This is a genomic window from Enterococcus sp. DIV2384 (assembly GCF_050534975.1).
GTDB lineage: Bacteria > Bacillota > Bacilli > Lactobacillales > Enterococcaceae > Enterococcus > Enterococcus faecalis.
The window spans coordinates 2,578,788-2,592,140 of sequence record NZ_CP172905.1 but is presented as its reverse complement, the minus strand read 5'-3'; the positions used below and the strand labels follow the sequence as shown (position 1 = coordinate 2,592,140).

At 38.4% G+C, this 13,353-nt stretch carries 13 protein-coding genes; 11 read left to right on the top strand and 2 right to left on the bottom strand.

The genetic code is table 11. The annotated features are described in order from the left end of the window. Window positions 1–88: 88 nt before the first annotated feature. From IGK54_RS12405 to IGK54_RS12385, 5 genes are all read left to right on the top strand, one after another. Window positions 89–574 carry a hypothetical protein gene (locus tag IGK54_RS12405; RefSeq protein WP_002372750.1) on the top strand — a complete coding sequence of 162 codons (486 nt, stop codon included), beginning with the start codon at window positions 89–91 and terminating at the stop codon, window positions 572–574. Next, window positions 549–2,009 (top strand): helix-turn-helix domain-containing protein, encoded by a 1,461-nt coding sequence (locus IGK54_RS12400; RefSeq protein ID WP_430603060.1) that lies wholly within the window; start codon window positions 549–551, stop codon window positions 2,007–2,009. Before IGK54_RS12405 ends, IGK54_RS12400 begins: the two co-directional genes overlap by 26 nt. A gap of 120 nt (window positions 2,010–2,129) precedes the next feature. Beyond that, the gene (locus IGK54_RS12395; RefSeq protein WP_002372752.1) at window positions 2,130–2,627 is read left to right on the top strand and encodes an RNA polymerase sigma factor; all 498 of its coding nucleotides are present in this window, start codon (window positions 2,130–2,132) and stop codon (window positions 2,625–2,627) included. Window positions 2,628–2,651: 24 nt separating this feature from the next. After that, entirely contained in the window at window positions 2,652–3,536 is an 885-nt protein-coding gene (locus IGK54_RS12390) for an RsiV family protein (RefSeq protein WP_002365402.1), read from the top strand. A 129-nt stretch (window positions 3,537–3,665) separates the two neighbouring features. Then, the gene (locus IGK54_RS12385) at window positions 3,666–4,802 is read left to right on the top strand and encodes an ArgE/DapE family deacylase (protein WP_002367472.1); all 1,137 of its coding nucleotides are present in this window, start codon (window positions 3,666–3,668) and stop codon (window positions 4,800–4,802) included. A 52-nt stretch (window positions 4,803–4,854) separates the two neighbouring features. Here IGK54_RS12385 and IGK54_RS12380 read toward each other — a convergent pair whose 3' ends face one another. Beyond that, window positions 4,855–5,646, bottom strand: a complete 792-nt coding sequence (locus IGK54_RS12380) for a hypothetical protein (protein ID WP_002367471.1) — start codon at window positions 5,644–5,646, stop codon at window positions 4,855–4,857. Between the two features lie 163 nt (window positions 5,647–5,809). Between IGK54_RS12380 and IGK54_RS12375 the strand changes: the two genes are divergently transcribed. From IGK54_RS12375 to IGK54_RS12365, 3 genes are all read left to right on the top strand, one after another. Continuing rightward, entirely contained in the window at window positions 5,810–6,193 is a 384-nt protein-coding gene (locus tag IGK54_RS12375) for a YccF domain-containing protein (protein WP_002354850.1), read from the top strand. Window positions 6,194–6,281: 88 nt separating this feature from the next. Further along, the gene (locus tag IGK54_RS12370; RefSeq protein ID WP_142957078.1) at window positions 6,282–6,707 is read left to right on the top strand and encodes an Rrf2 family transcriptional regulator; all 426 of its coding nucleotides are present in this window, start codon (window positions 6,282–6,284) and stop codon (window positions 6,705–6,707) included. 58 nt (window positions 6,708–6,765) lie between these two features. Beyond that, window positions 6,766–7,395 carry an NAD(P)-dependent oxidoreductase gene (locus IGK54_RS12365; RefSeq protein ID WP_002354854.1) on the top strand — a complete coding sequence of 210 codons (630 nt, stop codon included), beginning with the start codon at window positions 6,766–6,768 and terminating at the stop codon, window positions 7,393–7,395. 79 nt (window positions 7,396–7,474) lie between these two features. Here the strand turns inward: IGK54_RS12365 and IGK54_RS12360 are convergent, their stop codons facing one another. Further along, the gene (locus IGK54_RS12360; protein WP_241408254.1) at window positions 7,475–8,674 is read right to left on the bottom strand and encodes a hypothetical protein; all 1,200 of its coding nucleotides are present in this window, start codon (window positions 8,672–8,674) and stop codon (window positions 7,475–7,477) included. 191 nt (window positions 8,675–8,865) lie between these two features. Here IGK54_RS12360 and IGK54_RS12355 point away from each other — a divergent pair, with 191 nt between their 5' ends. The 3 genes from IGK54_RS12355 (at window position 8,866) to rny (ending at window position 13,223) form a co-directional block, all read left to right on the top strand. Then, a complete protein-coding gene (locus IGK54_RS12355) occupies window positions 8,866–10,110 on the top strand; it encodes a competence/damage-inducible protein A (protein WP_010710870.1) in 1,245 nt (414 codons plus the stop codon). A 113-nt stretch (window positions 10,111–10,223) separates the two neighbouring features. After that, window positions 10,224–11,270: a recombinase RecA gene (gene recA, locus IGK54_RS12350; RefSeq protein ID WP_002354860.1), complete on the top strand. Its 1,047-nt coding sequence runs from the start codon at window positions 10,224–10,226 to the stop codon at window positions 11,268–11,270. Window positions 11,271–11,666: 396 nt separating this feature from the next. After that, the gene (gene rny / locus IGK54_RS12345; protein WP_002354863.1) at window positions 11,667–13,223 is read left to right on the top strand and encodes a ribonuclease Y; all 1,557 of its coding nucleotides are present in this window, start codon (window positions 11,667–11,669) and stop codon (window positions 13,221–13,223) included. Window positions 13,224–13,353 lie beyond the last annotated feature (130 nt).

The window sequence follows — 13,353 nt, the reverse complement described above, 5'->3', positions numbered from 1 at the left end:
TTGACAAAAAGGGTTTTCCTTGTAAAAGTAAAGGTACTTTTACAAGGAATTGCTTCCCATAAAGTAGAGGTAGAGAGAGTGAGAAGCCATGAGAAAAAAGTATCTTTTTTTATTTAGTTCTTTGCTAATTTTTACGGCTGTCGAAATAGAACCAATTCAAACATTGGCGACACCTATTTATAATCCCTTAGAACCAACGGAAGAAATTCAACCAAAACCAGAATCAATCACCCCTCAGGAAAAGTCAGAACCGGAACAACCTGCGCCAACCCCTCAGGAAGATCAAAAAACTACGGTTCCTTCTGAAGAAAAAAAGCCTTCACCCAAGAAAAAAGACAAACCTGTGGAGAAACCGGCAATGTCAAAAGAAAAAAAGAAACAAACAAAAGAAACAACGGCTCATCCCCTACAAGTGAATAAAGATTTTGTCTTTCCTAACGGACTTGGTGCAGGCGGCGATGAAGAATCTGAAAGCTATTTAGCAGCGGTTGGGTACTTTCTTTCAGGAAATGGATTGTATGGGAAAAAAATGGATGTGAGAGAAGTCTATGATATTGATGATGTTTTTAAATAAAGTGGATAAAAGAAAAATCGCCTTATTTCAGTTACTGGAAAATGCACCGATGTTAACAGAGTCAAAAGAAACCGTAATGCAGGAGTTAGAATTATCTGAATTTATCGTGAACAAAACGGTCGCTGAATTAAATGCCGATTTTATTGAATTTGGTTTATCAGAGGATTTTCAAATTGTGAGCGATGGTATTTTCTTAACTCTTAATGAATCAGGAACGGAAACTTCCGCTACTTTGATTGATTGCTATATTAAAGAGTCGTTACGTTTTGCTATGTTTCAAGATTTCTTTTTTCAGCGTTTTGATTCTGTGAATGAGTTTGCGTTAGAACACTTTGTTAGTCACACATTGGCTTATAAGGAGTTCAAGGAATTAAAGAAAATGCTGGAAAATTATCAAATTACAATTAATAAAGAATTTCACTTGGTGGGAAATGAAACCAATTTACGCGAAGTAACAACACTGGTTTTTTTACAATTATACCAACGTGATTTTTCATTGTACGGTAAAAAAGTTTTAGAGCAGATTCGGAACTTTGAGCTATTTTTTTCTGAGAAGGTTCATCTTAATCAGCGTGCGGGCTATGCACAAGCTAAATGTTTTCATTTTTTGGCGGTTTCTTTAGTACGAACGCAGCAACAGTTTTATGTAGAGAAAAAAGTAGATTCGCAAGTGTTAAAACAATTAGCCGGTGACAATCAGCAGAATGTTTTCAATTGGTTAGAGAGTCTTCAAATCCCAGAACCACAACGAACAAACGAAGGCAATTATTTACTCTTATTTTTAATTGCTGAAGAGTGGCTTCAAGTAGCTTCAGCAGCACTTTGCCAAAGATTTGCAGAAATTCAACAATTGAATCGTGACTTGTTAAGCTATTTAAAAATACAATTTCAGCTTTCCGAGGAAGTCCTGCAAGGTTTTGAACAAAAAGTAACAATCGTTCATTTTAAATTGTTTCATTTTCCAATAGAAGCAAACTATAGTTATCGTAAAATGGATATAACCTACTTTGCAGAAACGTATACAGAGTATTTTTCTGCTAGTCGACAATTTATTCAAGAACAAAAAACGAATCCCGCTGTTTGGGATGCCAGACGGTTTTTATTTTATCGGTATCTGTTGTTAATGGTGGATGCGTTACCATTGAAAAAAGTTTTGGCTCCGATTACATTGTGTGTCGACTTTTCCTTTGGTGAAGCCTATAATCGTATGATACAAAAAAATATTGAAAAAATTACGGAATGGAATATCATTTTCAAAGCACATGTAGATGAAAGTGTACAATTAATTTTATCGGATATTCATTTTGTCGATTGGCCTGAGATTACCCAAATTATTTGGCTAGCGCCACCACGTCCTGTTGATTGGTCGCATTTTATTAAAACGCTGAGTGCACTAAGACCGCACTCGGGAGAAGAGAAAAAGAAATCATCGTAGACTAGACGGTGATTTCTTTTTCTTTTAGAATATAAAAATTAAAAATAATAAAAAAGTTGAAACTTTTTATGCTTGTGATTCGTCTATATAAGTGTACAGGAAAGGAGGTTCCAGAAATCGATGGTTTTCGATGGTTGGAAAAGAAAAAAACAAATTCGCGCGTTAGAAACGCTTGTGGATACCAAATATGAAAAAATGTATCGCATTGCCTTTAACTATACACATTCGAAAGAAGATGCCTTGGATGTGATTCAAGAAAGCTTTGAAAAGGCACTGAAGGCCATCCAAAAAGGACCCGATATTAATGATTTTGACGCGTGGTTCTTTCGAATTCTGCTTTCTGTAGCGACAGATTATTGGCGTAAAAAGAAACGAGAAGCTGTTCATATTGAAAAAGATGAACATGTGTTAGCCCTTTTAAATAATCCCCAACGCAGTTTTTTAGAAATTGAAGAAATTATTAATCAATTAGATAGTCCCAATCGTGAAATTATTCTATTAAAATTTTTTGAAGGATTTACGCTAAAAGAAATCGCCTTGATCCTGGATATTAACGAAAACACGATTAAAACGAAGATGTACCGCAGTTTGAATGAACTCCGAAGTCTATTGAATTAGTAAAAGAAAGGAAGCGAAAAAATAATGGAAGATTTTGTAAAAAGTGTTGTTAAAAACTTTTCAAAAGAATACCGCCAACAACCGTTGCCAACGGATCTACAAGCGGAAGTCAAAGCGCGTTTTCATAAAGAGAAAAAGCGGTACACCTGGCTTCGTTTTAGAAACCGCTCACTGCAAAGTAGTCTAGTAGTGGCTTGTGGCTTTGTCTTATCAGTCAATTTGTTTCCAGGTTTTAGTGAAGCAGCCCGCAACATTCCTGTGTTAGATAAAATTGTTCAATTAGTCACCATCAAAACGTTGACAGCGAAAAAACAGGAAAGTGAAGTAAACATCGATGTCCCTAAAATCCAAACATCCCAAGAATCTTCAGTAGCCGACACGCTCAACAAAAAATACTTGAAAGAAGCCCAAACAGAATTTCAACAAGTCAAAGGGCAATTGTTTGATGGTTCTCGTGTTTCAGTCACTGGAGATTATGAAAAAGTCGTGGACGACCGTCGCTTCCTAGTGGTCAAACGAACCTTCACAGAAATTAAAGGCAGTTCTGCGACGACAACGAAATATGACACCATCGACAAACGAGCCAATGTTGTCGTTTCACTCCCCTTAATTTTTAAAAATGATTTTTACATTGATGTCATTAGTAGTGAAATTAAACAACAAATAGCAGACCAAATGAAGAACGATAGCAATAAAATATACTGGTCCGAAAAAGAGGATGCCCCCAGTGATGTTCAACCCTTCAAAAAAATTAAAAAGGACCAACCTTTCTATATCAATGAAAAACACCAATTAGTGATTGTGTTTCCTCAAGGAGAGATTGCGCCTTACTATATGGGCACCCCTGAATTTGTGATCCCTAATCAAGTCATTGAGAATGAATTGGCAGCGCCTAATTATTTAAAATAAACTCAGTAAAAAACACGCGACAGTTTTAAGAAATGTCGCGTGTTTTTTACTGACCTAACCAAGTCAGTTGCGGTTTTACTGAGAGAAGCGTACACTAGAATTAAGCATAACAAGAAAGGGCGAATGGCAATGGAAAAATCAGAAAAAATTAGTATTTTACAAGATGTGGTTAAAATTAAATCTGTAAATGGAAACGAAGAAGAAGTGGCAATCTATTTACAAAATCTTTTGAAGAAATATGAGATCCCTTCTGAACTTGTTTCTTATGCACCAAATCGTAGTAGTTTGGTTGCTTATTTAGGTGAAAACCGAGAAAAAGTCTTAGGGTTTAGTGGCCACATGGACGTGGTTTCTGAAGGGGACGAAAGTCAATGGACTTTCCCGCCATTTGCGGCCCATATTGAAGGAAATAAATTGTATGGCCGTGGCGCAACGGACATGAAAAGCGGCTTAGTCGCAATGGTTTTAGCAATGATTGAATTAAAAGAAAAGGAAGTTCCATTAAATGGAGCGGTTAAATTTTTAGGTACAGTTGGTGAAGAAGTCGGTGAGCTAGGTGCTGGCCAATTAACTGAAAAAGGCTATGCGGATGATTTAAGTGCCTTAGTCATTGGAGAACCAACCAATTATAACTTGATGTATGCGCACATGGGTTCAATTAACTATTCTGTTGTGTCACACGGAAAAGAAGCCCACAGTTCCATGCCAGAAGAAGGCATTAATGCAATTAATAATTTGAACGAATTTATTACAGAAGCAAACCAACAAATGGCGGAAGTCACAGCAAACTATGAAAATCCTGAATTAGGTCGAACGATTCACAATGTAACCGTCATTAAAGGTGGCACACAAGTGAACAGTATTCCAGGTCAAGCAGCCTTGCAAGGGAATATCCGTTCAATTCCAGAATTCAGCAACGACCAAGTCATTGCATTATTACAAAAAATTGTCGATGAATTGAACAAAAAAGAAAAACATCAGTTAGAATTAACGATTGATTACAATAAAATTCCTGTAAAAGCTGAGAAAGATTCTGCGTTAATTCAAGCCATTCAAGCCCAATTTGATCAACCATTACCATTAGTGACAAGCGCTGGGACCACAGACTTAGCTGAATTTACTAAATCAGACAATACATTTGATTGCGTTGTCTTTGGACCAGGTGTGACCACTACTGCACACCAAGTCGACGAATATGTCGAAATTGATAATTATTTAGATATGATTGACAAGTATCAAGCGATAGCAAAAAGTTATTTAAATTAAAAAAATGTCGCGCCTGAATCATAAAAATCAGGTGCGACATTTTTTATAAGGTTTATTCCACCACAGTCCATTCATTTAAGGTTTTGCCGTTCTCATCAACTAGCTCTAACCAGCTGTTTGTTCCAGCAAAATAGAGAAACAAGCCGACTTCATTAACGCTTTTTAAGACGATATCTTCCGTTGTGACAAAGTCTTTAAATTGGCCCTTGCGTTCATCACGAAGTTTTTCACCAAATCTAGCGGAGAAACCGACAGACCCGTCTTTATTTAAAGGGGCTTCTGGCATCATTGTCGCGCCAGCTTTAATAAGCATTTCATTGCGCTTTTGCCAAAAAACAGTTGCTTTGCTTTGTCGAGTATCAATATAAAAAGGAATTTGGCTGACTTCTTTTGTCCATTTGTGGCGTGCTTTGGCTGGTCTGGCTTTCTTCGGCGCCGGTTTTTTAAACAGAGAGTAGCCAAAACGTTCCAAGATAAAGGTGACTGTTTCTTTATAGTTAGTCACTGTCGCTACCGCACTTTTCGGAATTTTGACTGTCGTTGGGGTTGCTTCCAATGTTAAACCACTTTCTTTCGCATCATCTAGGAAAGCTTGCGCTAAATAGGCAAGTTCTGTGTCCCAAGTCGGTTTCAACAAAATCGAGTGATCAAAAGAAACTTCTTTATATGTAGCTTTTTCTTCAGCAAGTCCTAAAGCAACTAGTTGGTTATCTCTTAGCAAGAAAAGAATCGCTGCCTCTTTTTTTGGTAATTTAGTTGTTTGTTCAATGATTAAGTGGGCCTGATCGGCTAAGTCAATGAGTGTCTTTGTTTTTTTTAGATCAACGGTTAAATGTAAGTCCATGAAGTCTGCTCCTTTATCGTTAGTTTCTTCATTGTATCATGAAACAGCGTCTTCGTCTTTTAACGAGTCAGCAACCTTACAATATTGTTTGAAACAAAAAGAAGCTTTCGTGGTATACTTACTCACATACATAATTTTTAATGAGGAAAGTAGAGGAACAAGAATGAAAACACTTGGCAATATTTTATGGTTCATCTTTGGCGGCTTTTTTGGTGGCTTATCTTGGCTATTCGCAGGCGTGATTTGGTGCATTACAATCATTGGTATTCCGATTGGTTTACAATGTTTCAAATTAGCGGGATTGAGCTTTTGGCCGTTTAAAAAGCGAGTCGTGTATAGTGATAGTGGCGTATCTTTGGTGGTAAATATTATTTGGCTGATTATCAGTGGACTACCATTAGCAATTGGGCATTGTATTAGTGGCTTGTTGCTTTGTCTGACAATCATCGGTATTCCGTTTGGGCAACAATCCTTTAAATTGGCGAAATTAGCGTTAATGCCGTTTGGGGCCCGTGTTGTTTCAACAACTGATTTTTATTTTGAATAGTCAGAGGTTTCTCATTGACAAATAAAACGAAACAGCGTATTCTGTAAATGTAACAAATAACGTTACATTTAGTTTGGAGTGATTAGATATGGCCATGTCAACGAAATTAAGTGTTGCGATTCATATTTTAAGTTTGATTGAAACAGGTCCTCAAGAACAAGTGACTTCTGAATACATTGCTTCGAGCGTGAATACGAATCCAGTCGTTGTTCGACGACTAATGAGCCAGTTAAAAAAAGCCGGCTTGATTCATTCCATGCGTGGAGCCAATAAAAATACCTTATTAAAGAAACCAGAAGAGATCTCACTGTATGAAATTTATACAGCGGTTGAATTGGAACGAGAGATTTTCAATATCCATCAAAATCCTAATCCAAACTGTTCCGTTGGGGCAAATATCCAATCGGTACTAGAAACTGAATTTACTAAAGTGCAAAAAAAAATGGAAGAAGAATTGAAAAGCATCACCTTAGCAGATGTGATTCATGAAATAGAAGTTAAGAGAGATAAGTAATCTCTCTACTTTTAAAGTATTAAATGTAACTATTTTAGTTCTATTTGAAAATGAAAGGATGATTTACATGAAAGTAGCAGTATTAGGAGCAACAGGAAAAGAAGGACAATTACTTTTAGCAGAAGCTAAACGTCGCGGGATGGACGTGACAGCCATCGTTCGTAATGCCTCAAAAATAACAGATGGCACACCGACCATTGAAAAAGATGTTTATCAATTAACAACAGAAGATATTCAAGCGTTTGATGTATTAATTAGTGCCTTAGGATTCCCTGATGTGCAAGATTTCCCAAAATCTACCCAGCATTTGATTGAGATTTTAACCAATCAAAAAACGCGCTTGTTTGTCGTTGGGGGCGCTGGAACCTTGTATGTGGACCCAGAACACACAACTCAATTAAAAGATACACCATCATTTCCAGCAGAAATTCAGCCATTAGCTTCGGCGATGGGCGAAGCTTTAAACTTATTGAAAGAAGCTCAAAACATCCACTGGACCTATATTAGTCCTGCAGCCATGTTTGATGCTGAAGGTCCTGCGACAGGCCATTATGAAGTCGCTGGCGAAGAATTAACAACCAATAGTCAAGGTGACAGCTATATTAGTTACGCAGACTACGCCGTTGCCATGTTAGATGAAGTGGAAAGTAATGCACACCCAAATCAACGAATCAGTGTGTATCAATAAAAGAAAAAAATCATAAATAAAGAAAGAAGTGAGAGATAAAATGTTTTATCTCTCACTTCTTTCTTTATTTACACAAAAATTAATAACATTTAGAACAAGGTGTTAAGCCTCTTGCTTGGGCATCTGCCAACGTAGTTGCCGTATAGGTTCCATTTCCACATTTACGTGCATGGTATTTACTGCCAGTTGGTGTCACAAGAACAGTTGCGCTTGTTTCTGGACCAGCATTTGCAGCAGCCGTCTCGACTTCCGCCGGCGCCTGTGCGGCTTGTTGCGCCTCTGCTTCAGCTTGCGCTTTTGCTGCCGCTTCGGCTTGTTCTTTTTGCGCTTTTTCAGCGGCTAGTTTCTGAGCTTCTGCTTCTTTTCGTTGTTTTTCTTTGTGGGCATCTAATTGAGTTTTAACAACGGCTACCCGTTTTGTTAAAGCTTGATTTGGGGAGTTTAAAGCGTCAATTTGTTTGACCGCTTCATTATAGTAAGCTTCATTGGTTGGTTCTTGTTCAGCTTTTTCAACAGCGGCAGTTGCACTGGCGACTAATTGTTCATTTTTTTCTTTTTCAGCGATAGCGGTTTGAACAGTCGTTAATCGTTGTTGAAATCCTTCTTTGCCAACTGGGGCAGCAGCTACTAATTTTTCAGCTGCTTGATAATCGCTTTTACTTTTAGATTTTTCAGCAGTTGTAACTGCTTCATCAACAGGTACTGCTTCTTTGATTTTTTCAAGGCGATCATTGTATTCCTCGTATTCTTGACTTAATGAAGATACTAAGGTTGCGGCTTCATCATAGTTTTTCTGAGAAGGTTGTTTTTCAGCGTAAGCTAAGGCTTTTTCTGTTTTGACCAATTCTTGCTCAGAATCTGTGATGCTCGCAATAAATTCTTTTGACGGTGTGACTTCGACTGATTTTTCAACTTTGGTATCTTTCTTCTCAGCAACAAAGGTGATTTTTTGCGTTTTTTCATCGGACAGTTTTACTTTGTAAGCAAACGTTTTGTCTTTCGTTTTTACTTCCTTGCCATTGGCCGTTAGTTTGCTGTTGCCGTCGTATTCGCCTTTGATGGTGGCTGAGCCATTTGCATCGGTTTCAACACTCTCTGCATCAAGTGAAAGCGTTGGGGAAGAATCTGTCGTGGCAACCCCACCAATAAATAGAGCGGCACTTGCTAATGCGGCATAGCCATATTGTTTTTTCGGTTGTTTCTTAATTAATGCTTTGATAGTCAGTCCCCCGCTGACAAGTAACCCTAATAGACCCAAAAGTACTAATACTACACTCATTCATTTCTCTCCTTTCGATATAACGTTATTATACAATGTATTGTGAGAAAATGAACATTTTTTTCGTAATAATTAATAAATTTCCTGATAAAAAAATTATTTCCTGGAGCTCAAATTCTTTTGTAAAAATTTTGTTGTGCTAAAATGGAAAGTGAGTTTAACTACGTATGTTATTAGAGAAGGGGAAATCAATGAAAGCAGAAATCATTGCAGTCGGAACAGAGTTATTACTGGGACAAGTAGTGAATACCAACGCAACCTTTTTATCAGAAGAGTTAGCTGCGCTAGGCATCGATGTTTACTATCAGACCGTTGTTGGCGATAACGGCGGACGCTTAGAAACGCTACTAACAGAAGCAGAACAAAGAAGTGATTTAATTGTCCTATGTGGAGGGCTAGGACCTACAGAAGACGATTTAACCAAGCAAGTTGTCGCACAACATCTCCATAAATCATTAGTAGAAGATCAAGAAGGATTGAACCGCTTGCACCAGTTTTTCCAACAGTCTAAGCGGCCAATGACGGAAAATAATCTACGACAAGTGTTAGCCATTGAAGGTGGACAAGTTCTTCAAAACCCGACAGGATTAGCGGTTGGTTCTTTCGTAACAGAAGGCACAACAAGCTATTTGCTCTTACCAGGGCCGCCCAATGAATTAATTCCGATGTTCCAACAAGCGGCACGACCTTTATTGATTGATGCGTTTCCACAAGAAGAACAATTGATTTCAAGAGTCTTGCGTTTTTATGGGATTGGTGAATCACAGCTGGTGACCGAGATTCAATCGTTGATTGCGCACCAAACGAATCCAACCATTGCGCCTTATGCTAAGCCTAATGAAGTGACACTTCGTTTAACAGTTAAAACAAAAGACTTAGTAGCTGGCGAAGAATTATTAACAGCGACGGAAGAAAAGGTTTTAGCTAAAGTGGGAGACTATTTTTATGGGTATGGGGATGACAATAGTTTAGCCAAGGTAACAGTGGATTTGTTATTACAAAACGGACAAACCGTCACGGCTGCTGAGAGCCTCACCGCTGGCCTATTCCAAAGTACACTGGGGGAAATTGCGGGTGCTTCGAAGATTTTTAAGGGAGGCTTCGTGACGTATTCGCAAGAAACAAAAGAGAACTTTTTAGGAATTTCTCATGAACTTTTAGAAGAGCATGGCACGGTAAGTGAAGCGTGTGCCAAAGAAATGGCAGAGAAAGCGCGTCAGTTAGCTAAATCTAACTATGGTTTATCATTTACTGGGGTCGCTGGTGACCCAATCGAAGGTCAACCGACAGGCACTGTTTGGATTGGGCTGGCGGAAGAAGGCCAACCAACCGTTGCAGAATGTTTCCATTTTAACCGTGACCGAAATTATATTAGACAGAGTGCGGTTATGCGAGGGTTAGATCTTTTGCGGCGCCGAATCATTAATAAAAAATAAATATGCGAATGTTTGTTCGGTTTTTTCTTGCTTTTTTGGTACAAAAGAGATATGATAGACCTATTAACAGGAAATGAAAAATAAGTTTATATAAATTAAAGGAGGATTATCCATTGGCAGATGATCGTAAAGTGGCTTTAGATGCCGCACTGAAAAAAATTGAAAAGAACTTTGGGAAAGGTTCTATTATGAAATTAGGCGAAAAAGCTGATCAAAAAATTTCAACTATCCCTAGTGGTTCTTTAGCGTTAGATGTTGCATTGGGCGTAGGTGGGTATCCACGTGGCCGAATTATTGAAGTATATGGTCCTGAGAGTTCAGGTAAAACAACTGTTTCTTTACACGCAATTGCAGAAGTGCAACGAAATGGTGGAACAGCCGCTTTTATCGATGCTGAGCATGCATTGGATCCTCAATATGCGGAGAAACTAGGCGTTAACATCGATGAATTACTTTTATCTCAACCAGATACGGGCGAGCAAGGCTTAGAGATTGCCGATGCCTTAGTTTCAAGTGGTGCGATTGACATCGTTGTTATCGACTCGGTTGCTGCGTTAGTTCCTCGTGCAGAGATTGATGGTGAGATGGGAGCGAGCCATGTCGGCTTACAAGCTCGACTAATGTCTCAAGCACTACGTAAATTATCAGGCTCAATTAATAAGACAAAAACAATTGCTATTTTCATTAACCAAATTCGTGAAAAAGTTGGCGTGATGTTCGGAAATCCTGAAACAACTCCTGGTGGACGTGCATTGAAATTCTACGCAACGGTTCGTCTAGAAGTCCGTCGTGCAGAACAGTTAAAACAAGGAACAGACATCGTCGGTAACCGCACAAAAATTAAAGTCGTTAAAAACAAAGTGGCGCCACCATTTAAAGTGGCAGAAGTTGATATCATGTATGGCCAAGGGATTTCCCAAGAAGGCGAATTACTAGATATGGCTGTGGAAAAAGACCTTATCAGTAAAAGTGGTGCTTGGTATGGCTACAAAGAAGAACGAATTGGCCAAGGCCGTGAAAATGCCAAACAATACATGGCGGATCATCCTGAAATGATGGCAGAAGTGTCTAAATTGGTCCGTGATGCATACGGCATCGGTGACGGTTCAACCATTACAGAAGAAGCAGAAGGTCAAGAAGAATTACCCTTAGATGAATAGATAACGAGTGAATACGACTCGTTAAGAAGAAGGACAACACTTACTGAACAGGACAGGTGTTGTCTTTTTTTGTTTAGAACTAAATTGTTAAATAGACTGTTGTCCATGTCCGAACCCATCCACATCAAGCAGCTTAGTCAAACAGCAGACTATGCGGCGTTTGTTCTAAAATTTAAACAATTCGTGACGGCGGAAACCTAAAAATGTGACGTTGTCTAATATTTGCTGCCCTTTCCAAAAGAAAGGGCTTTTTTAAGTTGACACCTTTCGCGACAAACATTAGAATAAAATTGTGTGTATGCACAAATATGCAAGTAGGCATATTGATAATTGATTTTAGTTTATCAAAAAACTACAAGATATGAATTAACAAAAAGATAGTATGGAGGTGGAAATATGGTTTTAAATATTCTCCTCGCTATCGTCGGTTTGATTGTCGGTCTTGGTTTAGGATTTGTTATTGCAAAGTCACGTCATGATAAAGCAATAAATGGTGCAAAAATTTCAGCGTCGAGTATTCTCGAGAACGCTCGGAAAGAATCAGAAACACTGAAAAAAGAAGCATTGCTAGAAGCTAAGGAAGAGAACCAGAAGTATCGTTCAGAAATTGAAAGTGAGTTGAAAGAAAGCAGATTAGAACTTAAATCTCAAGAAAATCGTTTAATTCAACGGGAACAAACGTTGGATCGTAAAGATGACTCTCTTGAAAAACGTGAAGGCTCACTGGAAGAAAAAGAAGAGAAACTTGGTGCTAGACAGCAATTAATTGATGAGCGAGAAAAAGAAGTAGAAAACTTAATTAATCAGCAACATCAAGAATTAGAACGAATTGCTTCCCTTTCAAAAGAAGAAGCAAAATCGATTATTATGAAGTCAACAGAAGAAGAGTTGAATCATGAACTAACCTTGATGGTCAAGGAGTCAGAACAACGTGCCAAAGAAGAATCTGATCGCAAAGCGAAGAACTTGCTTTCCCTAGCAATTCAACGTTGCGCCGCCGATTCTGTTTCTGAAACAACTGTTTCCGTGGTCACTTTACCAAATGATGAGATGAAAGGTCGCATTATTGGTCGTGAAGGACGTAATATTCGTACATTGGAAACATTAACAGGGATTGACTTAATCATTGATGATACGCCAGAAGCGGTTGTGTTATCCGGATTTGATCCAATCAGACGAGAAATCGCTCGAATGACCTTGGAAAAATTAATCCAAGATGGTCGGATTCATCCCGCTCGTATCGAAGAAATGGTAGAAAAATCACGTAAAGAAATGGATGAACGGATTCGTGAATACGGAGAACAAGCAGCCTTTGAAGTAGGTGCTCATACGTTACATCCTGATTTAATTAAAATTTTAGGCCGTTTACGTTTCAGAACAAGTTATGGTCAAAATGTCTTGAACCACTCAATCGAAGTAGCAAAACTGGCTGGCGTTTTAGCCGCCGAATTAGGCGAAGATGTTCAATTAGCCAAACGTGCAGGTTTACTACATGATATTGGGAAAGCATTAGATCATGAAATTGAAGGTTCTCACGTTGAGATTGGCGCAGAATTAGCTGCGAAATATAAAGAAAATTCAGTAGTTATTAATGCCATTGCCTCGCATCATGGTGATGTGGAAGCAACCTCAGTTATTTCTGTTTTAGTGGCAGCCGCAGATGCGTTATCTGCAGCCCGTCCAGGTGCACGTAGTGAATCGTTAGAAAACTACATTCGCCGCTTAGAAAACTTAGAAAATATTTCTAATAGTTTTGAAGGCGTGGATTCAAGTTTTGCTGTTCAAGCAGGACGTGAAGTTCGTGTCATGGTGAAACCAGAAGAAATTTCTGATTTAGAATCTGTTCGTTTAGTTCGAGACATTCGGAAGAAAATTGAAGATGACTTGGATTATCCAGGACATATCAAAGTAACGGTTATCCGTGAAACACGTGCCGTTGACTATGCGAAATAAAATAAAAAGCGAATAAGTATCGCGTGTAGTGTCTCAACGAACAATTGCAAGGATTGTTCGTTGAGACACTTTTTTTAATCTTTTAAAACCAAAACTTTCTTTTCAAAGCGAAAACAACTATAATAAACAA

What these genes read in the sequence shown, in the direction of transcription:
- IGK54_RS12405 (WP_002372750.1), top strand. Translation starts at nt 89, where the DNA reads ATGAGAAAAAAGTATCTTTTTTTATTTAGTTCTTTGCTAATTTTTACG.
- IGK54_RS12400 (WP_430603060.1), top strand. Translation starts at nt 549, where the DNA reads ATGATATTGATGATGTTTTTAAATAAAGTGGATAAAAGAAAAATCGCC.
- IGK54_RS12395 (WP_002372752.1), top strand. Translation starts at nt 2,130, where the DNA reads ATGGTTTTCGATGGTTGGAAAAGAAAAAAACAAATTCGCGCGTTAGAA.
- IGK54_RS12390 (WP_002365402.1), top strand. Translation starts at nt 2,652, where the DNA reads ATGGAAGATTTTGTAAAAAGTGTTGTTAAAAACTTTTCAAAAGAATAC.
- IGK54_RS12385 (WP_002367472.1), top strand. Translation starts at nt 3,666, where the DNA reads ATGGAAAAATCAGAAAAAATTAGTATTTTACAAGATGTGGTTAAAATT.
- IGK54_RS12380 (WP_002367471.1), bottom strand. Translation starts at nt 5,646, where the DNA reads ATGGACTTACATTTAACCGTTGATCTAAAAAAAACAAAGACACTCATT.
- IGK54_RS12375 (WP_002354850.1), top strand. Translation starts at nt 5,810, where the DNA reads ATGAAAACACTTGGCAATATTTTATGGTTCATCTTTGGCGGCTTTTTT.
- IGK54_RS12370 (WP_142957078.1), top strand. Translation starts at nt 6,282, where the DNA reads ATGGCCATGTCAACGAAATTAAGTGTTGCGATTCATATTTTAAGTTTG.
- IGK54_RS12365 (WP_002354854.1), top strand. Translation starts at nt 6,766, where the DNA reads ATGATTTACATGAAAGTAGCAGTATTAGGAGCAACAGGAAAAGAAGGA.
- IGK54_RS12360 (WP_241408254.1), bottom strand. Translation starts at nt 8,674, where the DNA reads ATGAGTGTAGTATTAGTACTTTTGGGTCTATTAGGGTTACTTGTCAGC.
- IGK54_RS12355 (WP_010710870.1), top strand. Translation starts at nt 8,866, where the DNA reads ATGAAAGCAGAAATCATTGCAGTCGGAACAGAGTTATTACTGGGACAA.
- rny (WP_002354863.1), top strand. Translation starts at nt 11,667, where the DNA reads ATGGTTTTAAATATTCTCCTCGCTATCGTCGGTTTGATTGTCGGTCTT.